Annotated in this window: 20 protein-coding genes; 7 read left to right on the plus strand and 13 right to left on the minus strand. The window is 71.0% G+C overall.

The window, feature by feature from the left end; translation table 11 throughout:
* Positions 1 to 25 precede the first annotated feature (25 nt).
* Positions 26 to 1,228 carry an MFS transporter gene (locus A3IC_RS0118615; RefSeq protein WP_020551560.1) on the minus strand — a complete coding sequence of 401 codons (1,203 nt, stop codon included), beginning with the start codon at positions 1,226 to 1,228 and terminating at the stop codon, positions 26 to 28.
* A 189-nt stretch (positions 1,229 to 1,417) separates the two neighbouring features.
* Here A3IC_RS0118615 and A3IC_RS0118620 point away from each other — a divergent pair, with 189 nt between their 5' ends.
* Positions 1,418 to 2,407, plus strand: coding sequence for an ArsR/SmtB family transcription factor (locus A3IC_RS0118620; protein WP_020551561.1), 990 nt, complete (start codon positions 1,418 to 1,420; stop codon positions 2,405 to 2,407).
* Positions 2,408 to 2,668: 261 nt separating this feature from the next.
* Here A3IC_RS0118620 and A3IC_RS0118625 read toward each other — a convergent pair whose 3' ends face one another.
* The 3 genes from A3IC_RS0118625 to A3IC_RS0118635 form a co-directional block, all read right to left on the minus strand.
* Positions 2,669 to 3,079, minus strand: a complete 411-nt coding sequence (locus tag A3IC_RS0118625; protein WP_020551562.1) for a VOC family protein — start codon at positions 3,077 to 3,079, stop codon at positions 2,669 to 2,671.
* Positions 3,080 to 3,089: 10 nt separating this feature from the next.
* Positions 3,090 to 3,527: a helix-turn-helix transcriptional regulator gene (locus tag A3IC_RS0118630; RefSeq protein ID WP_020551563.1), complete on the minus strand. Its 438-nt coding sequence runs from the start codon at positions 3,525 to 3,527 to the stop codon at positions 3,090 to 3,092.
* A 174-nt stretch (positions 3,528 to 3,701) separates the two neighbouring features.
* The gene (locus tag A3IC_RS0118635) at positions 3,702 to 4,706 is read right to left on the minus strand and encodes a helix-turn-helix transcriptional regulator (protein WP_040876785.1); all 1,005 of its coding nucleotides are present in this window, start codon (positions 4,704 to 4,706) and stop codon (positions 3,702 to 3,704) included.
* Between the two features lie 89 nt (positions 4,707 to 4,795).
* Between A3IC_RS0118635 and A3IC_RS0118640 the strand changes: the two genes are divergently transcribed.
* The gene (locus A3IC_RS0118640; RefSeq protein ID WP_020551565.1) at positions 4,796 to 5,257 is read left to right on the plus strand and encodes a VOC family protein; all 462 of its coding nucleotides are present in this window, start codon (positions 4,796 to 4,798) and stop codon (positions 5,255 to 5,257) included.
* A 49-nt stretch (positions 5,258 to 5,306) separates the two neighbouring features.
* On the opposite strand, the gene A3IC_RS0118645 is transcribed toward A3IC_RS0118640, so the two are convergent.
* Together A3IC_RS0118645 and A3IC_RS72555 are read right to left on the minus strand one after the other, a co-directional pair.
* Complete coding sequence (locus A3IC_RS0118645; protein WP_158696001.1) at positions 5,307 to 5,789, minus strand: hypothetical protein; 483 nt, start codon at positions 5,787 to 5,789, stop codon at positions 5,307 to 5,309.
* Positions 5,790 to 5,859: 70 nt separating this feature from the next.
* Entirely contained in the window at positions 5,860 to 6,942 is a 1,083-nt protein-coding gene (locus A3IC_RS72555) for a helix-turn-helix transcriptional regulator (RefSeq protein WP_020551567.1), read from the minus strand.
* A 200-nt stretch (positions 6,943 to 7,142) separates the two neighbouring features.
* Between A3IC_RS72555 and A3IC_RS0118655 the strand changes: the two genes are divergently transcribed.
* The 4 genes from A3IC_RS0118655 to A3IC_RS0118675 all read left to right on the plus strand — a co-directional run bounded on the left by A3IC_RS0118655 (position 7,143) and on the right by A3IC_RS0118675 (position 11,590).
* Entirely contained in the window at positions 7,143 to 7,994 is an 852-nt protein-coding gene (locus tag A3IC_RS0118655) for an aldo/keto reductase (protein ID WP_020551568.1), read from the plus strand.
* A 56-nt stretch (positions 7,995 to 8,050) separates the two neighbouring features.
* Complete coding sequence (locus A3IC_RS64975) at positions 8,051 to 8,377, plus strand: hypothetical protein (protein WP_321184153.1); 327 nt, start codon at positions 8,051 to 8,053, stop codon at positions 8,375 to 8,377.
* Positions 8,378 to 8,984: 607 nt separating this feature from the next.
* Positions 8,985 to 11,027, plus strand: coding sequence for an MMPL family transporter (locus A3IC_RS55220; protein WP_020551571.1), 2,043 nt, complete (start codon positions 8,985 to 8,987; stop codon positions 11,025 to 11,027).
* A gap of 41 nt (positions 11,028 to 11,068) precedes the next feature.
* Positions 11,069 to 11,590: a MarR family winged helix-turn-helix transcriptional regulator gene (locus tag A3IC_RS0118675; protein WP_020551572.1), complete on the plus strand. Its 522-nt coding sequence runs from the start codon at positions 11,069 to 11,071 to the stop codon at positions 11,588 to 11,590.
* 210 nt (positions 11,591 to 11,800) lie between these two features.
* Here the strand turns inward: A3IC_RS0118675 and A3IC_RS0118680 are convergent, their stop codons facing one another.
* Positions 11,801 to 12,280, minus strand: a complete 480-nt coding sequence (locus A3IC_RS0118680) for an iron chaperone (protein WP_020551573.1) — start codon at positions 12,278 to 12,280, stop codon at positions 11,801 to 11,803.
* Between the two features lie 212 nt (positions 12,281 to 12,492).
* Entirely contained in the window at positions 12,493 to 12,948 is a 456-nt protein-coding gene (locus tag A3IC_RS0118685; RefSeq protein ID WP_026218425.1) for a carboxymuconolactone decarboxylase family protein, read from the minus strand.
* 211 nt (positions 12,949 to 13,159) lie between these two features.
* On the opposite strand from A3IC_RS0118685, the gene A3IC_RS0118690 reads away from it, so the two are divergent.
* Positions 13,160 to 15,616 carry an ATP-binding protein gene (locus tag A3IC_RS0118690; RefSeq protein ID WP_026218426.1) on the plus strand — a complete coding sequence of 819 codons (2,457 nt, stop codon included), beginning with the start codon at positions 13,160 to 13,162 and terminating at the stop codon, positions 15,614 to 15,616.
* A gap of 191 nt (positions 15,617 to 15,807) precedes the next feature.
* Here A3IC_RS0118690 and A3IC_RS0118695 read toward each other — a convergent pair whose 3' ends face one another.
* The 5 genes from A3IC_RS0118695 to gcvH form a co-directional block, all read right to left on the minus strand.
* Positions 15,808 to 16,665, minus strand: a complete 858-nt coding sequence (locus A3IC_RS0118695; RefSeq protein WP_020551576.1) for a class I SAM-dependent methyltransferase — start codon at positions 16,663 to 16,665, stop codon at positions 15,808 to 15,810.
* Positions 16,666 to 16,698: 33 nt separating this feature from the next.
* Complete coding sequence (locus A3IC_RS0118700) at positions 16,699 to 17,043, minus strand: VOC family protein (protein WP_020551577.1); 345 nt, start codon at positions 17,041 to 17,043, stop codon at positions 16,699 to 16,701.
* Position 17,044: 1 nt separating this feature from the next.
* Positions 17,045 to 17,224, minus strand: coding sequence for a ribbon-helix-helix protein, CopG family (locus A3IC_RS0118705; RefSeq protein ID WP_020551578.1), 180 nt, complete (start codon positions 17,222 to 17,224; stop codon positions 17,045 to 17,047).
* 274 nt (positions 17,225 to 17,498) lie between these two features.
* Positions 17,499 to 17,828, minus strand: coding sequence for a DUF6087 family protein (locus tag A3IC_RS0118710; protein ID WP_026218427.1), 330 nt, complete (start codon positions 17,826 to 17,828; stop codon positions 17,499 to 17,501).
* A gap of 208 nt (positions 17,829 to 18,036) precedes the next feature.
* The gene (gene gcvH / locus A3IC_RS0118715) at positions 18,037 to 18,429 is read right to left on the minus strand and encodes a glycine cleavage system protein GcvH (RefSeq protein ID WP_026218428.1); all 393 of its coding nucleotides are present in this window, start codon (positions 18,427 to 18,429) and stop codon (positions 18,037 to 18,039) included.
* Positions 18,430 to 18,455 lie beyond the last annotated feature (26 nt).

The following is an 18,455-nucleotide window of genomic DNA, read 5'->3' on the forward strand; positions in this document are numbered from 1 at the left end:
ACCGCGAGGGCGCCGAATGTCGGGGTCAGTGCCGGGCGGTGGCCGGCGTCCCGTCGTGGCGGGCTCCTCGGCTGCGCGGTGCGGTGAGGTGGCGGGTCAGGGCGACGGCGGCGAGGACGGCCACGAGGACGCATACGCCGTGCCAGCCGGCTCGGTCGTAGACGTGTACCCCGATCCAGGAGCCGACGCTGCCGCCCAGGTAGGCACAGGTCATGTAGGCGGTGTTGAGCCGGCTGCGGGCGTCGGGGCGCAGGGCGAAGACCCGGGCCTGGTTGGCGACCATGCCGGACTGCATGGCGATGTCGAGCAGCAGCGTGCCGAGCACCAGGGCGGCCGTCCCGACTGCGCCGCCCCGGGAGCCCGCGGCCAGGACGGCGGCGGAGGCGAGGACGCCGAGCATGCACACCAGGTTGACCAGGTCGGGTCCGTGGCGGTCGACCAGGCGTCCGGCGAGGGGGGTGCAGACCATGGTCGCGGCGCCGACCAGGGCGAGCATGCCCACCGCGTGGGCGCTCATCGCGTAGGTCGGGCCGGTGATCAGGAGGGTCAGGCAGGTCCAGACGGCGGAGAACCCGGCGAAGACCGTGGCCTGGTAGAGACAGGAGCGGCGCAGGTCGGGTTCGGTACGCAGGAGGCGTAGGGGCTCGGCCAGGAGCGCGGGGTAGGGCCGTCGTGAGGGCGGGACGGTGGTGGGCAGCACGCGGGCCAGGGTGGCGGCGAGGAGCAGGACCAGGAGTGCGGCCACCAGGTAGGGCGCGCGCCACCCGAGGGATTCGCCGAGTGTGCCGCTGAAGGTGCGGGCGAGCAGCATGCCGCCGATCGAGCCGCTGAGCAGGGTGCCGAGCACTGCCGCGCGGCGGTCGGGGGCGACCAGTCCGGCGGCCATGGGGGCGACGATCTGGGCGGCGACCGTGGTGAGGCCGACGAGGATGGTCGCGGCGACCAGCGTTGGCAGGGTCGGCGCGCAGCCTGCGGCCAGTAGGGCGATGCCGGTGAGGGTGAGGAGCGTGACGAGGTAGCGGCGGTGGGGGAGTCGGTCGCCGAGGGGGACCAGGAGGAAGATCCCGGCGGTGTAGCCGAGTTGGGTGGCTGTGACCACGAAGGCCGCGGCGTCGGGTGATTGGTGGAGTCCGGTGGCGATCAGCGGGCTGATCGCCTGGGGGAAGTAGATGTTGCCCACGCCGACGGCGCAGGTGAGGGACAGGATCAGGACGAGGCGGTGGTTCACGTCAGGCCACCGGATCACGGGTGAGGTGGGCGGTGTGGGTGGTCCGGGTGACGCGGAGGGAGCGGGCGGGACGGTGCGCCGCGTTCTTGCCGCTGTGGGAGGTTGGTATGTGCCGGGTGCGGCCGTGTGTCATACGTGGGAGTTCACGGCACCCGCGCCGTCCCGCCAACGGATGTAGCGTATGGCTTAATGATCAGCTTCGAGCTCGGTGTCGAGGACCTCGCGGACACGCGGTTCGCCCTCTCGCCCCTGCACGAGACCGTGGTCAGCCTGCGTGTACTGCGCGAGCCGGGCTTGTGCGCGCTGCACCTGCCGTGGCGCAGGTCCATCCTGGAGGGGATCGAGGCGCTCGATACCGAGCTGCTGATGTCATTGGTCGCGGCAAGGCGTACGCTTCCCGACTTTCTGACCCCGCGGCCTGCGAGTTTCGCTCCGTCCTTCGAGGAGGAACTAGCCGCCGTCGGGCGCACGTCGCCCGACCTGGTCCGTCGTGACCTGGCGGCGGCGCACGCCCCGAACCCGCTGCCCGCGGCGCTACTGCACGCCGCCGATGGCGACGATGCCCGCGTGCTCGCGCTCCGCGATGCCATCTGCGCGCTCCTGTTGCGGTATTGGGAGGTGGCCATCAAGCCGGCATGGCCGCGGATGCGCCTGCTGCTGGAGGCGGACATGACCTACCGTGCGCGGCAACTGGCCGTGGGCGGCGTGCGGTTGCTGTTCGCCGACATGCATCCGAATGTGCGCTGGCACGAGGGCGTTCTGCGGATCGACCGGATGATCGGCCGGCACCGTGTCGCCGCGTCGGGTCGTGGCTTGCTGTTGGTGCCTTCGGTGTTCGCGCACAAGCCCGCGCCGCCGGTCAGCCCGGAGGAACCGCCGATGCTGGTCTATCCCAGCCGTGGGGTGGCGACTTTGTGGATGCGCGAGCCGGTCGCCGACACGGCTGCCCTCGTGTCCTTGGTGGGTGCGCCCAAGGCGCAACTGCTCGGCATCCTCGAAGAGCCGCTGCCCACGGTCGAGATGGCCCGTCGCCTCAGGGTCACCCCGAGCGCGGTGTCGCAACATCTGCGCGTGCTGCACGCCGCCGGTCTCGTCACCCGGGCGCGCGACGGGCGACGGGTCCTGTACCGACGCAGCTCCCTCGGGGACGAACTGGCCGGCGGGTTCCGATCGGCCTGAATCCTTTCCTGGGCGGGGAGTTGCGCGCGTACGGATGCCTGCGGGTGCGTTGCGCGGTCGGACGGGGGCCGGGTCGGTTCGGCGTCGGTCTCGCACATGCGGGGATCTTGTCGCATCTGTCGGCCGGGTACACGTGCGCGCCGCCGACCACCTGTGAACGTCCGACCCGCTGGTTGGGTCAGGGTCGGGTGGATCGGCGGCGCGTGCCCCTCCCACGACGGTCTTCCGCGCAGAGGGGTACCGAACGGCGGGTGCCGGGTGCTACGCCTTGGGTCCTTGCTGGATCCGGACCATGTTGCCGGAGGGGTCGCGGAAGGCGCAGTCGCGCGGGCCCCAGTCCTGGTCGATGGGTTCCTGCAGCACTTCGGCGCCGGACGCCCGTACCCGCTCGAAGGTGGCGTCGACGTCGTCGGTGCTGAAGACCGTCATCGGCAGCACGCCCTTGGTGAGGAGTTCCTGCAAGGTGTCGCCGTCGGCCTGGGAGCGGCCGGCATGGGGTGCCGAAAGCACGATTTCGAGGCCGGGCTGGGTCGGGCTGCCGAGGGTGACCCAGCGGAATCCGTCGGAGGCGACGTCGTTGCGGACTTCGAGTCCGAGGCCGTCGCGGTAGAAGGGGAGTGCCTCGTCGGGGTCGTTGACGGTGATGTGGCAGTACTGGAGTGCGATGCTCATGTCGCCCACGTTAGGCGGCGCTGCCGCGGCCTGCTTCTTGAATCCTGCTCGGATCTCGCATCGGGCGAGTGTGCACCATTGCGACGCATGCGGGCATCGCCGTCTGGGCCCGGTGCTCCCGACTGCGGTATGCGCTGGGTGTCTCTCCGGTGATCTCGGTGAACCGTGAGCTGAACGAGCCGAGTGAGGTACAACCCACCGCCATGCAGGCGTCGGTCACGCTCATTCCTCCGCGCAGCAGGGCCATCGCCCGCTCGATACGGCGGGTCATGAGATAGGTGTACGGCGTCTCGCCGTAGGCCGCGCGGAATCGGCGCGAGAAGTGCCCCGGGGACATGAGCGCGCGACGGGCCAGCGTCGGCACGTCGAGCGGCCGTGCGTACTCGCGGTCGATCAGATCCCGCGCGCGGCGCAGGTGAGCGAGGTTGGCGAGCTCTTCCGGGGTCATGCATCGACGCTAGCACTGCCCACCGACATGGCCGTGACCTGGGGAAACGGTAGCATCGGGCTGAATGAGGGAGCGTCCGCGTCGACCGGGCGGGGTGCGCGTGATGCCGACGAGGTGCCGCTCCGCGCGTCGTGTGCGTGGCGATCGCATCGGGGTGCCGGGGGCGGTCACGGCTCAGGGCCCCTGTGCGTTCGGTGGTGCCGGTGGGGTCGTGGTGCCGACCGAGAGCAGTTTTTGCGCCAGTGCGTGAGCGCGCGTCGCGAGTTCGGGAGGGTCGAGGACCTCGAAGTCGTGTCCGAGCAGGAGTACGTGCATGAGGATGGCGTCGAGCGAGCCGGCGCCGCTGAGCACCTCGCAGAGCTCGCTCCCGCGTGGTCGTACCACGGCCGCCGAGGCCGAGATCCGGGCGCGGACCGTGTCCGCCGAGGCGTGGACGAGGAAGCGCGCCCGGTGCGGGTAGACCCGGCAGGCCACGCCCTCCTGGACGTAGTCGGCCGCGTCCGGGGCCGCGCGCGGGTGGTAGCGCCAGGTGCGCGCGGCCACGTCGATCATGCGGTCGATGCGGAAGCTGCGCCAGTCGTCGCGGTCGAGGTCGTAGGCGAGGAGGTACCAGCGGCGGTCGGAGGCGACCAGGCGGTAGGGCTCGACCCGTCGCCGTCGTACCTCGTTCCCGGACGGGTAGTCGAAGCCGGCCTCGACCTCGTCGCGACAGGCCCCGGCCAGTGTGATGAGCACCTGGGGGTCGATCGGCGCGGGGCCGGAGCCGAAGGAGGCGACCGCGGTGGAGAGCGCGCGTACCTCGTGTCGTAGCCGGGTGGGCAGCACGCGGTCGAGTTTGGTCAGGGCCCGCAGCGCGGCGTCGCCGGTGCCGGGAACCGCGCCGGCGGCGCCGGCGACGAGCGAGACGACGGTGGCGATCGCCTCCTCGTCGTCGAGGAGCAGTGGTGGCAGGTCCGTGCCCGCGCCGAGTCGGTAGCCACCGCCCACGCCCGGGTCGGCGTGTACCGGATAGCCGAGTGTGCGCAGTCGTTCGACGTCGCGCCGCACCGTGCGTGCGGTGACGCCGAGTCGGTCGGCGAGTTCGGGGCCGGTCCAGGCCCGGCGCCGTTGCAACAGGCCGAGAAGGGTGAGGACTCGCTCCGTCGTGCGCCGCTCGTCGCTGCTGCCTCCCGCGTTCATGTCGTTCACCCTGGCAGAGATAGCGGACCGATACTGTCCGCATGGGGGGTCAGGGTGGGTTCGGAACCCACTACGAACGGAGCACATCGATGAGCCGCCACATCCAGGTCACCTTCGATGCCCGCGATCCGCGGGCGCTGTCGTACTTCTGGCGAGACGCGCTCGGCTACGTCCACCCCGGGCCGCCCGGAGTCGACGTGCCCGAGGCGGTCGATCCGCTGTCCCTGTGGGACGACTTCCTGGCGCGGATCGGCGTTCCGGAGGAGCAGTGGAACACGCGCTCGGCGATCGAGGATCCGAAGGGGCAGGGTCCGCGGGTCTTCTTCCAGCAGGTGCCGGAGGGCAAGGTCGCCAAGAATCGTGTGCACCTGGACGTGCGTGCGGCTCCCGGTTTGCAGGGGGAGGAGCGGATGGCGGCACTGGAGGCCGAGTGCGCACGGCTCGTCGCGTTGGGGGCGACGCGAGTCCATCGCGAGGAGCCGGCTCCACCGTTGAGTGCCGGTCACATCATGATGACCGACCCCGAGGACAACGAGTTCTGCCTGGACTGACCCGGCTCGCCTGTGCCCACGGCCGCCTCGTCGTCGGAGCGGTCGAGGGTCAGGTGTCGGCGTCGACGGGTTCGCCGGCTGTACGCCTGTCCACCGCGCTGCCCGTGACGGAGACCTGGATTCCGTGTGGTTCGGCGTAGGTTCGCAGGTCGCCGACCAGTTCCCGGACGGCTTCGAAGGCCAGGTAGGAGAGGATGTGGCGGCGACGCGAGCCGTTGCGCATCGTACAGCGCAGTGTGACGTAGCAGCTGTCGTCGAAGTGCGGGCGGATCTCGATGTGCGCGATGTCCGCCCAGGCCGATCGGCGGGTGCCGAACAGTCCCAGCAGCGCCGGTCCTTGCTTGCCGATGATCAGCTTCTGCCGCAGAAAGTAGGCGAACAGGGAGAGGAAGACGACGACCGAGGCGATGATCACGTAGCGCACCCAGCCGACGTCGACGAACGCCGGGATGATGCCCACTGTCACCGGGACGAGGGGGATCAACATGTCCCAGCCCAGCCGCGGTTGCCACAAGACACCGTCGGCCGTCACTGTGCGATTGCCTTTGTTGCGACCCACCTGACCCACCGGACCCCCGTCGCGTAGTCCGCCGCCGAGACCCTCATGCGGCGCCCCCATCGACGCCATCGTACGAAACCGGAATCACCGCCACCGCAGGGAAAAGCCTCGACTCGCCGCCCCCTGCTCGTCGGCGGACCTTTCCCGGTGCGGGTTCGACACCGGGGGACGCTCCCGAGGGATGACGTCGAGAGCCGGTTCGGCACGGCTGCTCCCGGCCCGCGCCGCGGGCGGGGCAGGCGGGCACCTCCCGTCGTCGAGGACTCGATCCGGGAGCGTCGCCGGTGTGTGTCGCGAAATCGCGGGCCAGTTCGGTGCGGTTGGCCACCCCGAGCTTGGCGTAGGCATGGGCGAGGTGGGTCTTGACCGTGCCGCGGCCGATGAACAGCTCGGCGGCGATCCGGGGGTTGCTGAGCCCGCGGACCGCCAACCCGGCCACCGCGCGTTCGGCCGGGGTGAGACCGGCCCAGCCCGTCGTCGGCCGTGTGCCGCGGCGGTTGTCTCGAAGTGCTCGCTCCGCCGCCTGGTCCAGGGACAGCGCACGGCCTCGGTCCAGCGCCGTGGCGAACTCGGGTCCATCCGGCAGAGGCGGTCGTGCGGCGAAGTAGCCGGTGTCCCGGCGGGATCGGTCCGCCGCGCCCAGCAACAGGCCCGCCCGTTCGGGTGTGCCGGTCAGCGCTGCCGGCGCCTCCAGGCTGTCGATGCAGCCGAGGACCAGGCCGTGCCGGAGCCGGACGCGCAACGCATCACGATGCAGCGTGACCGCCGCCGTCGGATCTTCGAGCGCGATCAAGTGGGCTCGCTCCGCCGACGCCGCGGACCCGAGTTGTGGCATCGCGGCGAGGGTCGGAGACGCCTCGGCCTGCGCCAACCTGAGCCGCGCAGTCGGCGCATCGCCGGCGAGGCGCAGCGCGGCCGCGTGGGTGAGCAGCAAGTCGGGCGTGAACGCGTGTCGTTCCCGCGCGCACCACTGCACCGCCTCCGTTGCGGCGCCGCGCCACAGGGCCACCTGGGCGCGGGTCGCGGACCAGCCGGGAACGTACGGGACCGTCGACGCCTCGTCGATCGCTACGAGGGCATGTCGGCCGTGCTTTCCGGGGGTCGGGCGCCATGGATCCGGTGTCACATCGCGCCGACCTGCTCGGCGGCGCCGTGGGGGCGCGCTTCATCACCCCGAAGAACCCGGTCTGCCGTCAAGGGTGAAACGGCGCGAAGTGGACACACTGATCACCGACTCTCTCGTGCTCACCCGTTCATCGCGTTCATTGCTTCGTCGCGTATACGGCGTGTATCCCGCTCATCCCATCCGGCCGGAAGGAAGATCCGATGCGTAACGTCACCCTGAACAACGGCGTCGAGATGCCGATCCTCGGCTTCGGTGTGTACCAGATCCCGCCGGAGCAGACCGAGCAGGCCGTCTCCGAGGCCCTGGCCGTCGGATACCGGCTGCTCGACACCGCCGCCGCCTACGGCAACGAGGAAGCCGTCGGCCGCGCCATCAGGAACAGCGGCGTCACTCGCGAGGAACTGTTCGTCACCACCAAGCTGTGGATCCAGGACGCGCCGGCGCAGGAGAACACCCGGAGGGCCTTCGAGACGTCCCTGACCAAGCTCGGGCTGGACTACCTCGACCTCTACCTGATGCACCAGCCCTACGGCGACGTCTACGGCCAGTGGCGTGCCATGGAAGACCTCACCCGTGAGGGCCGGGCCAAGGCGATCGGCGTCGCCAACTTCCATCTCGACCGACTGGTCGACCTCATCGTCAACAACGACGTCACACCTGCGGTCGATCAGATCGAGACCCACCCGTTCTTCCAGCGCACCGCCGACCAGGAGCTCATGCGTGGGCACGGAGTGCAGATCCAGTCGTGGGGCGGCTTTGCCGAGGGCAGGAACAACCTGTTCACGCACCCGCTCCTGAGCGAGATCGCGGAGAAGCACGGCAAGTCCGTGGCGCAGGTCGTGCTGCGCTGGTTGACCCAGCGTGGCGTCGTCGCGATCCCGAAGTCGGTGCGCGCCGCGCGGATGGCGGAGAATCTCGACGTTTTCGACTTCGAGCTCACCGACGACCAGATGGCGGCCATCGCCGCCCTGGATACCGGAGCCTCGCTGTTCTTCGACCATCGGGACCCCGAGATCGTCACCTGGCTCGCCAAGCGGCGCCTGGACGCCTGACCCCGGCGCGGACGGCGGGGAAAGGCCGGGTCGGCCGGGAACATGGTGACTTCACCGTGGGTGAGGTCACCGGTGTGCTCTGGTCGCCCGCTCCCGATCCCGACCCCGTCTTTGCTCGCGCTTCGGGCTTTGAGCGCGCGCCCCTGGTGCTGATCGGGCACGGCGGCGGCATGCACACGAAGGCGCCGGGGATGGTGGGCCGTGCCCACCGCCTCGTGGCCGACGGCGGCTTCATCGTCGTCACCTTCGACGCCTTCGCCTCGAAGGAAAGGACGCTGCACGCCAACTCGGGCAGCCACCAGGAGTTGCCCAGGTTCGAGGCCGACAGCGCGGTCCGCTTCTTCGCCCGTCATCTCGGCCGGGACGCCGTGGCACCGGCCTGATGGCCTGACGGCCCAGCCATGGACCGGCTGACCGCCGACGTGCCGCTGCGTAAAACCTGCGCGGCAAGGCGGCCGAGCAGAGTCCGCCGCGCCGACTTCGGCCGGCGGGTCCTGCGCCCCGGGGCTGAGCAGGTCGGCAACCGCTCACGGGCGCATCTGCCACCACCGGGTCCGGGTGGCCCATGGACACAGCGGGTTGCCGCGACGGTCGCGAGCCGTGCGCCGTACGAGCCTGTCGTCCAACGGCGCGATGACGCGCCCCGGTTCCCTCCGTGCGCCCTCGGCCGCGCCCTCGTTCGCGCCCATGCCCTGGGTCCCGTTCCGTGCTGGGCGAAGGCGTCGGCGCCGCGCGCCCGGAGCCGCGGCGTGGTTGTCGGCGCTCTGTGTTCGGAGGTCGGTCGGTTGCGTCGCGTCGGCGGGTCTGGGACAGTGAGATTACTAATGAAGTTAGCAATCTCGTGAGGTATTGATGAAACCCCCGAAGCAGCCCCCGAGGCTTCCGACCCCCGCCGGATCTCCGCCGCGCGTCCCAGGCCCGCGCTCGCGCTCGCGTCCGCGTGCGCTTGCCGTTGCGGTCCTGCTCCTGACGCTGGTCTTCGTCGGTGCCGTGTTCGCGTTCGGCCCCTCGGAGGCGAACACCCCCGGCGCGGACCGGGCCAACCTGCCCGCGTCCTCCCAGTCCGCCAAGGCAGCGAAGATCGTCGACGGGATGGCCGGCGGCGGCCGGACCCCGATGCTCGTCGTCTACAGCCGCACCGACGGCAGCGTGCTCACCGAGGTCGACCGAGCGGTGATCACCGGTCGGGCCGCGCCGCTGGGTGCCGTCGGCCTCGACGGTGTTCCGGCCGAGGCGATGTTCGATCCCAAAGGCGCTGTGGCCACCGTGCCGGTACCGGTCTCCGACAAGCTGGAGGGCAAGGACAACGATCGGGTCGTCACCCGGGTACGCGAGGTTGCCGCCGAGGGCGTGGACAAGCCGCTGCGAGCCCAGGTCACCGGTGGCCCGGCGGTTTCCGCGGACCTGACCAGGGTGTTCGACGGCGCGGACGTCACCCTGCTGCTGGTGACCGTGCTGGTCGTCGCGGTGTTGCTGCTGATCACCTACCGCAGTCCCGTGCTCTGGCTGGTGCCGTTGATAGTCGTGGCGATCGGCGACCGCCTGGCCACCGTCGTCGTCGGCGCACTCGCGCCGAAGGTCGGTGTCGCGGTGGACAGTTCGGCCGCGGGCATCCTGTCGGTGCTCGTGTTCGGAGCCGGCACCAACTACGCCCTGCTGCTGGTATCGCGCTATCGCGACGAACTGCGGGTGGAGGAGCACCGCTTCACCGCGATGCGTCGCGCGCTGCGCGGTGTCGCCCCCGCCGTACTGGCGAGCGGCAGCACCGTGGTGCTGAGCCTGCTGACCCTCCTGGCCGCTGAACTGACCGTCAACCGCGGACTCGGTTTCGCGGGTGCCTGTGGGATCGTCATCGCGATGTTCTTCGGTCTGGTCGTGTTGCCCGCGGCCCTGGTGCTGCCGGGCCGTTGGCTGTTCTGGCCGCTGATCCCCCGGGTCGGCGACCCGGTCGCGGCGGATCGGGACGGGGTGTGGGCCAAGTTGGGCCGGGTCGTCTCGGCGCGTCCGGTACTCGTGTCCGCGGGTGCGACGGCGGTCCTCGCGGCGCTGGCGTGCGGACTGTTCGGCACGTCCGTGGGCCTGTCGCAGAACGAGACGTTCCGCAGCACGCCCGAGAGTGTCCGGGGTGCGAAGACACTGGAGTCGGTACGCCCGGCCGGGGCCACCCAGCCGCTCACCGTGGTGTCCTCGGCTGCCACCGGGCCGGCGGTCGCGAAGACGGCGGAAGGCGTCGAGGGCGTTTCGTCGGTGCAGCCCGGCGCCACCTCCGGGCGGTACGCGGTCACCGACGTGATCCTGGACTCGGCCCCCGGCAGCGGCCGGTCCGACGCCACGCTCGTCCTACTGCGCAAGTCCCTCGCCGCCGTCCCGGACGCCCACACCCTGGTCGGCGGAACGACCGCGGGCGAGTACGACGTCGCCAAGGCCACCGGCCGTGACACCCGCGTCGTGGTGCCGCTGGTCCTGGCCATCGTGTTCGGTGTCCTGGTGCTGTTGCTCCGGGCCCTGGTCGCACCGGTCCTGCTCGTGCTGACGGTGGTGGCGACCTACTTCTCCGCCCTGGGCGCGGCCGAGGTGGTGTTCCGCACCGTCTACGACTTCCCCGCGCTGGACGACAACGTGCCGCTGCTGTCGTTCCTGTTCCTGGTGGCGCTCGGCGTCGACTACAACATCTTCCTGATCGCCCGGGCGCGCGAGGACACCGTCGCCGGCCACGACACCCGGGCGGCGATCCTGCGGGCCCTGGCGTCGACCGGTGGCGTCATCACCAGCGCGGGCATCCTGCTGGCCGCGGTGTTCGCGGTCCTCGGCGTGTTGCCGCTGATCACCCTGACCCAGATCGGGGTCGTCGTGGGCGCGGGCGTACTGCTGGACACGTTGATCGTCCGCACCGTGCTGGTGCCCGCGCTCGTCCTGCTGGCCGGCAAGCGCTTCTGGTGGCCGGGACGCCCGGAGGAATCGGCCGGCACGGGGGAGCCCGGGGAGTTCGGGGAGTCCGGGGCGATGTCGAGCCTTGGGTCTGCACGCACCTGACTACCAATCATATTGGCAATATCGAGAGTAGCCTGTGCCTCATGAATGCCAGACGAGCCGCCGCCGGCGGGGCCGCGAGGGATCAGCGTCCGGACCCTGCCGGCAAGGACGCAACCGCACGCCGGGCCGGGGGCGGGTACGACGACATCCGCGACCGCCTGCGCACCCTGACCCTGCGTCAGCAGAGGTTCGAGCGCTACCTGGGTCGCGAGATGCGCGTGGACGCCGCCGGACTGGCCGTCATGGACCACCTCGTGGCGAACGGACCGGCCACCCCGACCGACCTGGCCCGCCGGTTGGACGCCTCGACCGCGGCGACCACGCTGGTCATCGACCGGCTCGTGGCGGGCGGGCACGCAAGCCGGGCGCCGCATCCCACCGACCGCCGCAAGGTCGTCGTGTCACCCGCGGAAGACTGGGAGGCGTCCGCGTTCGAGCATGTCTCGCCGATCGTCCGCGGCGTGAACGAGGCCGTCGAATCCCTGTCCGAGCAGGAACGGGCGACGGTGGCGGCCTTCCTGGACCGGGTCGTCAAGGCGTACGACGACGCGATCCGGCCCTGACCCTCGCGCCCGTTCCCGAAGCGCCCAGGTCGGCGAGGTGGGGGCGGCCGGCCGTAGCGGCGCGGGTGTCGACCACGCCGCCATCGCCGCGTCCTGCTCCCGGTCGAGCCGGACCGCCCCTCGGCCCCGATGACTTCGGTCCGAGGCGGGCCGGACAAGGCACGTGGTGTCCGGCCCGATCCGGGTGCGGGGCGGCGGTGTCCTCGGGCCTCAGCCCACCGCCTTCTTCACGAGCTCGGCGATCCGCGCCTCGTCGGCGGCGGTGAGTTCCTTGAGGGCGTAGGAAGTCGCCCACATCGCGCCGTCGTCGAGGTTCGCCTGGTCGCTGAAGCCCAAGGTCGCGTACCTCGCGTTGAACTTCTGCGCGCTCTGGAAGAAGCAGAGAACCTTGCCGTCCCTCGCGTACGCGGGCATGCCGTACCACAGCTTCGGCGCCAGATCCGGTGCGCTCGCCTTGATGACGGCGTGCAGCCGCTCGGCCATGACCCGGTCGGAATCCTGCATCTCGGCGATCTTCGCGACGACGGCGGCTTCCGCCTCCGCCGCCTTGGCCGCCTTCGATCCACCGCGCGCGGACGCCTTCAGCTCCTTGGCGTGTTCCTTCATCGCGGCGCGTTCGTCGGCCGTGAATCCCTCGAACGACTTCTCGGTCGCGGTGGCGCGCGCGGTGGACTTCTTCGTGCTGCTCATGGCGGTTCCCATCGGTAGGTCCGGGAGATGTGTGTCGGGTGTATCAGTGTTCGATGTTCGTACTCGATGTGTCGTCGTGCCCGGAAGCCCGGAAGCCCGGAAGCCCGGAAGCCCGGAAGCCCGGAAGTCGTGTCGGACGCGGCCCCGCCGAGCCCGACCCGCACGGGTCGTTGGCCGTTACCCGGGAAGCATCGGATCCGCGCCCGTGCCGGTCATCCCCGCGCGCCGGCGATCTGGCGGGTCGTGGCGTTGAGCCGGTTGAACATGTTGGTGACGCCGATCATCAGGACGATCGCGGCCAGCTGCTTCTCGTCGAAGTAGGTGGCGGCCGCGTCCCAGAGTTCGTCGCTCACCGAGTCGGGCCGGTCGGCCAGCCGCGTCGCGGCCTCGGCCAGCGCGAGCGCCGCACGTTCGCGGGCGCTGAAGTACGGGGCCTCCCGCCACGCGGCGACCGCTGCCAGCCGCTCACTGCTCACGCCGGCCTCCAGGGCCGCCTCGGCACCTGCGTTCACACACGCGCTGCAGCCGTTGATCTGGCTGACCCGCAGGTGCACCAGCTCCAGCGTCTGCCCGTCCACCCCACCTGAGTGCGCGACCGCGAATATCTCCTGAATAGGCTGCATCGCGTCGGACAGCACCACGGCGGGGTTGCGCATACGAGACCGCATCTCGGTGTGCTCCTCTTCTGGTCTTCTCTTCCGGTCTTCCGGAGCGGAGCCCGGCCTGCCCGGGGTGTGCATCCATCACAGCCGAACCGGCGTGCCACGACGACCTCGATGGCACGCCGTGGGACAGCCGGAACGGCTGTGAACAGCGACAACGCGCCCCGGAGAGATTTCGCCGGCGCGGGACAGTACAGGGCGAGGAAGGCGGGATCCGATGGATGTGCGATCGCAGCCGGCGCAGGTCGAGCCGCCGGACGAACTGGCGGCCAGGCTGCGCCTGCTCCAGGAATTGTCCGGGCTCGGCGTGCGGGCCCTGGCACGGGATACCGGCCTCAGCTCCTCGTCGCTCTCGCGCTACCTCAGCGGCCGAACGGTGCCGCCGTGGCCCGCGGTGATCGCACTGTGCCGCCTCGTCAAGCGCGACCCCCGCCCGCTGCGCCCCCTGTGGGAACGCTCCTCGAACCCGCTGCCGGCGCCCCCCAAGGCCGGCCGCCAGGTCCAGCCGACGCCCCGTAACGACCTGCCGCGCGACGTACCCGACTTCACCGGTCGTCAGGCCCCGCTCGCCGCGGTGCTCGCCGCCGTGGACAGCCACCGCGTGGTCGCCGTCGACGGCATGGCGGGCGTCGGCAAGACCTCCCTGGCCGTACATGCCGCCCACCGGCTCGCCGCCCGATACCCCGACGCCCAGCTCTACGTGGACCTGCACGGCTTCACCGAAGGCCAGGACCCGCTCGACCCCGGCTCCGCGTTGCGCATGCTGCTCGCCGCGCTCGACGTCCCGTCCGAGCGGGTCCCACAGGAAGGCGTCGCACAACTGGCCGCCTGCTGGCGGTCGGAACTGGCCCGTCGCAGCGCCGTCGTGGTCCTGGACAATGCGGTCGACGCCGACCAGGTCCGCCCGCTGCTGCCCGGCGCCGGCTCCTCCGTCGCGCTGATCACCAGCCGCAATCGACTCCTGGGCCTGGACGAGGTGCCCCCGGTGTCGCTGGACGTGCTCAGCCCGCAGGAGAGCGCCGAACTCCTGGCCCGGGCGAGTGGCGACCCCGGTGGCTCGGACGGTCGACTGGCGCGCGAACCGGAGTCCGCCGCCGAGGTGTTGCGGCTGTGCGGCCATCTGCCGCTGGCCCTGCGACTGGCCGCCGCCCGGCTGCGGCACCGGCCGGGCTGGACCGTGGGCGTACTGGTCGACCGACTGTCGCAGGGAACCGGCGAGTTCGACGCCGCGTTCGCCATGTCGGTGCGGCAGTTGCCCGGGGACCAGGCCCGCCTGTTCCGGATGCTGGGCCTGCTGCCCGGGTCGTCCTTCGACGAGTACGTGGTCGCTGCCGTGGCGGACGTGCCGCTGGGCAGCGCACAGGCGACGCTCGAAGACCTCCTCGACGCCCACCTGGTCCAGCAGCCGACCGTGGGCCGTTACCGATTGCACGACCTGGTGCGCGAGCACGCACGCCGGGCCGGCCCGCAGCAGGACTCGGCGATCGCGCGGGAACGCGCGCTGGGGCGGATGCTCGACTACTACGTACACGCCACCGCCGCCGCCGACGAGGCGCTGGCCTTCCTGTCGCCCGGGCGGCCGGTCTCCGCAGGCCGACCCCCCGCCGAACTACCCCGATTCGCGGACAAGAACGCGGCCTTCGCCTGGCTCGTCGCGGAGTACGAGAACCTGCTGGCCGCGTTCGAGATCGCGGACGCGACCGGGGCCGACGCGCACGCGTGCGAACTGCCGCGCTTCATGCGGGCGTACTTCGCGCGACGGTGCGGCACGACGCATCTCAACCACCTCTTCGAGCGCTCACTGGCCGCCGCGCAGCGCCTGGACGACCCGCTGCACCTGGCCGTGGCGCAGAGCGACCTCGGATTCGCGCGCTACAACGCGGGCCGGATGGCCGAGGCCGGCGCCGCGTACGAGGCCGCGGAACCACCGCTGTCCCAGGCCGGGGCCATCGGGGCGCAGGCCGAACTGGCCATGCGCCGCGGCTATCTGAGGTGGGATCAGGGATACGTCGAGGAGCCGCTCGAACTCTTCCGGACGGCGAGGATGGCGTACGAGGCGGCCGGTTGCCCGACCGGCGCGGCGCACGCGGCCGCGTCCGAGGCATGGGCGATGCTGCAACTGGGACACCGCGAGGAAGCGGCGCAACGCGCCCGGGACGTACTGGAGATGCCGCACGCCGACCCCGCCTGGCCGCCCACGCTGACCGCCCGGATCACCCTCGGCGTGGCCATCTCCGGTGAGGAACCCGACGAGGCGGCGAAGCAGCTGCACCAGGCGCTGGCGCTGGCCCGTGCGGACGGGCACCTCAACAACGAGGCGTGGTGCCTGAACTGCCTGGGCGTCGCGCTGCGGCGGATGGGCCGCCACGAGGAGGCGCTGGCCGCTCACCGGGAGGCGTTCGCGCTGCTGGACGAGCTGTTCGAGGAGCATTGGAAGATCCGCTTCCTCAACGACTACGCCGAGACCTGTCGGCTCGCGGGCCTGCCCGACGAGGCCCTGCGGCTGCACCGGCAGGCGTTGGAGTCGGCCCCGACCCTGGGATATCGGCACGAGGAGGCCCGGGCCCACGAGGGGATCGCCCTCCTGCTCGACGAGACGGATCCGATCGCGGCCGCCGGATACCGCGCGGCGGGACAGGCCGTGCTGCGGGACCTGGGTCCCGAGGCCCACTGATCGGCTCCGACAGCTCCGGCAGTTCCCGGACGGGACACGGAGCAGCGCGTGGCCTCGCCGCGTCGAAGCTCGTGCCGGCCCCCGCCCCGCCCGCCTTCGTCCCCGCCCCGCCTTCGCCCCGCCGTCGCCTCCGGACGGACGTCGACGACCGAAGGCGCAGGCGGGGCGGGGCGAGGAGAGGTCCAGGTCGATCAGGTGGTCGCCACCAGCAGTTCCTCCCCGCTCGACGTGCGAAGGCCGTCCGGGCGGTCGGCGAAGTAGCGCTCGTTGAGATCGGACGCCGATACGTGCCGGGCTTCCGCGAATCCGGCCTCGCGGGCCAGCGCCAACATCTCCTCCGGGGCGAAGAAGCTGACGAACGGCGTCCCGGACTCCCTGGCCCCCTTCACCGCCACCTCGAATCCGGCGCGCTTGTCCGCGTCGAGCAGTTCCGGTGGCAACTGGAACGTCATGGCCAGCGTGGATCCCGGGGCAAGCCGGGCCAGTCGGCGCAGCGTGGCGGCGTTCGCCTCCTTGGTCAGGTACAGGGCGACGCCCGTGGAGGTCACCACCGCCGGCCGGTCGGCGTCGAAGCCGGCGCCCGTCAGCCGATCCCACCACGACCCGCCGGCCTCGAAGTCGACCGGTACCAGCCGCAACCAGTCCGGGACGCCGAAGCCGAGCTCGGCCAGTCGTCGGCGCTTCCATGCCTGCGGTTCGGGTCGATCGACCTCGAACACGCGCAGCCGGGAGGCGATCTCCGGCCTGCGCTGGGCGAAGGTGTCCAGGCCCGCTCCGAGGATGACGTACTGGCCGACGCCGCGGCCGGCCTGTTCGACCACCAGGTCCTCGATGAAGCGGGCCCGGGCCACGATCGCCGCCCGGAACCACGCGGTCAGGCTCGGGTCCATGTCCCCGCGGCGATGCCAGTCGTCGCCGGGCTCGGCCAGTTGCAGGCCGACCTCGTCCTCCAGGACGTACGGCGGCGAGTCGATCCGGACGTGCAGGGCCCGCCACAGAGCCGTCCGCACCGCCGTGCTGTCCGGCGCCGCGGTCTGTTCGTCGATCATCACGCGCTCCCTTCCTCTCCGGAGTACCGGAAATCACTGCCGGGCCGGGGCCTGAAGGCTCCACAGACGCCCGTCGGGGTCACGGACGGTCATTTCCCGGGTCCCGTAGTGGGTGTCCTCGAACGGCGTGACGCCCTCGGTGCCGGCGGCGGGGCTGAACGCATCCGCATCCGGCACCTTCAGGACGAGCCGCATCTCGGGTTCCTTGTCCCGGGGGACCTCGGCGATGAACACGTACGGGCCGTCACCGTTGCGGAGTTGGCCGGAGTTGTGATCCGTCGAGAACTCCAGTTCGTATCCCAGCCCCTGGAAGAACTTGGCCGCCTTGCCCCAGTTGTGTGTTTCCAGGAACACGGCCTCGATGCCTTCGGTGGTCATGTCAACTCTCCTTCTCGGACGATGGCTCTCGTGCGGTAGGGGTGTCGTCGAGGTAGGCGCGCAGCGCGGCGGCGACCAGCGCCGACAGCGACAGCTCCGACTCGATGGCACGGTGCTTGACCTGCTTGATCAATCCGATCGGCAGGTACACGTTGAACTGCTTCACATCCTCGTCGCCCACGGGAGCGATGCTAGCAAACTAATAACCTAGATGCCGGCAGATGAACCACCCATGGCTTTCGGGGGTTCGGCGCCGGCATCCCGAGCCGGTGACGCGGATGTGTCGACCGTCCGGTGAACCGGGCGGAGTCGGTCGATTGCCGGGCGCGCGTCGGCGGAAGCGAGCCGTGTCGCTCTTTTGGCTCGCCCTTCCCGGCAGGCCGCAGCGCCTCTACTCGCGTTGCGGAAGGGCGGCGGCCACGGCGGAGTTCAGTACGTCCACAGGACCGCCGCGGTCAGTGAGTCCTGCGATGCCTGCCGGTGCCCGGGACGGGTCGGGTTCGGCGCTCGGACGACCCGGACCGCGGCCCCGACCGGTCGTCGCTGCCGAGTGCCGTTTCGTGGGCGTCCGGGTAGAGCAGGCGGGCGGCCTCGATGTAGTTCGCCACGACCGCGAGCGTGACCCACTGGTATCCGTCCCATTCGAGTACGACGCGCGGCGCCTCACGGTCGACGTGCGGCGCTCGTGGCGGCCCGACGAGGTGGACCGCCCGGCGTTCGCCGACCGGGCGCAGCCGCATCTCGCGACGAGCGGCCCATCGTTCGAGGGATTCGTCTTCGCTCACGTGCACTCCATGGCTGTTCGCGGGACTCTCGCGAGAACCGTAGCCAGGCAGCCGACGTCCCGAGTCCTGATCGGGCGAAATCCGCTCGGTTGGCAGAACACGGCGACCGGTGCGCCCGCCCCTGGTGACCCGACCACAAAGGGCCCTTCGCGGGGCCGAGCACCCACCTGGACGTCGGCTGCGCCGGGGCCTTGCGCGGCCGGGGCGATCAGTCGGCGGACTCGGCCTTGATGTACTCGTCGTATTCGTGGGCCGTGAGCAGGTTCGTCATGTTTTCGCCCTCGGCGAGGGTGACCTCGATCATCCATCCGTCGCCGTAGGGGTCGGTGTTGACGTTCTCCGGCGAGTCGTCGAGGTCGGTGTTGACGGCGGCGATCGTGCCGGTCAGCGGCATGTAGACCTCGGTCACCGCCTTGACGGACTCCACCGAGCCGAACGGTTCGCTCGCCTCGCGCCGGTCGTCCACCGACGGCAGTTCCACGTAGACGACGTCGCCGAGCTGTTTCTGTGCGAAGTCCGTGATCCCGATCGCGACCCGCCTGCCGTCGAGCGATCGCACCCACTCGTGGTCCTTGGTGTACTTGAGGTCTTCGGGATTCACGGATGCGCCTCCGGAGGTCGTGGCCG

The sequence above is a fragment of the Embleya scabrispora DSM 41855 genome (genome assembly GCF_000372745.1).
GTDB classification, from domain to species: domain Bacteria; phylum Actinomycetota; class Actinomycetes; order Streptomycetales; family Streptomycetaceae; genus Embleya; species Embleya scabrispora.

Bases quoted from the DNA above. Each gene is read 5' to 3' on its own strand.
- A3IC_RS0118620 (WP_020551561.1), top strand. From the start codon at position 1,418: ATGATCAGCTTCGAGCTCGGTGTCGAGGACCTCGCGGACACGCGGTTC.
- A3IC_RS0118625 (WP_020551562.1), bottom strand. From the start codon at position 3,079: ATGAGCATCGCACTCCAGTACTGCCACATCACCGTCAACGACCCCGAC.
- A3IC_RS0118630 (WP_020551563.1), bottom strand. From the start codon at position 3,527: ATGACCCCGGAAGAGCTCGCCAACCTCGCTCACCTGCGCCGCGCGCGG.
- A3IC_RS0118635 (WP_040876785.1), bottom strand. From the start codon at position 4,706: ATGAACGCGGGAGGCAGCAGCGACGAGCGGCGCACGACGGAGCGAGTC.
- A3IC_RS0118640 (WP_020551565.1), top strand. From the start codon at position 4,796: ATGAGCCGCCACATCCAGGTCACCTTCGATGCCCGCGATCCGCGGGCG.
- A3IC_RS0118655 (WP_020551568.1), top strand. From the start codon at position 7,143: ATGCGTAACGTCACCCTGAACAACGGCGTCGAGATGCCGATCCTCGGC.
- A3IC_RS0118675 (WP_020551572.1), top strand. From the start codon at position 11,069: ATGAATGCCAGACGAGCCGCCGCCGGCGGGGCCGCGAGGGATCAGCGT.
- A3IC_RS0118680 (WP_020551573.1), bottom strand. From the start codon at position 12,280: ATGAGCAGCACGAAGAAGTCCACCGCGCGCGCCACCGCGACCGAGAAG.
- A3IC_RS0118685 (WP_026218425.1), bottom strand. From the start codon at position 12,948: ATGCGGTCTCGTATGCGCAACCCCGCCGTGGTGCTGTCCGACGCGATG.
- A3IC_RS0118690 (WP_026218426.1), top strand. From the start codon at position 13,160: ATGGATGTGCGATCGCAGCCGGCGCAGGTCGAGCCGCCGGACGAACTG.
- A3IC_RS0118695 (WP_020551576.1), bottom strand. From the start codon at position 16,665: ATGATCGACGAACAGACCGCGGCGCCGGACAGCACGGCGGTGCGGACG.
- A3IC_RS0118700 (WP_020551577.1), bottom strand. From the start codon at position 17,043: ATGACCACCGAAGGCATCGAGGCCGTGTTCCTGGAAACACACAACTGG.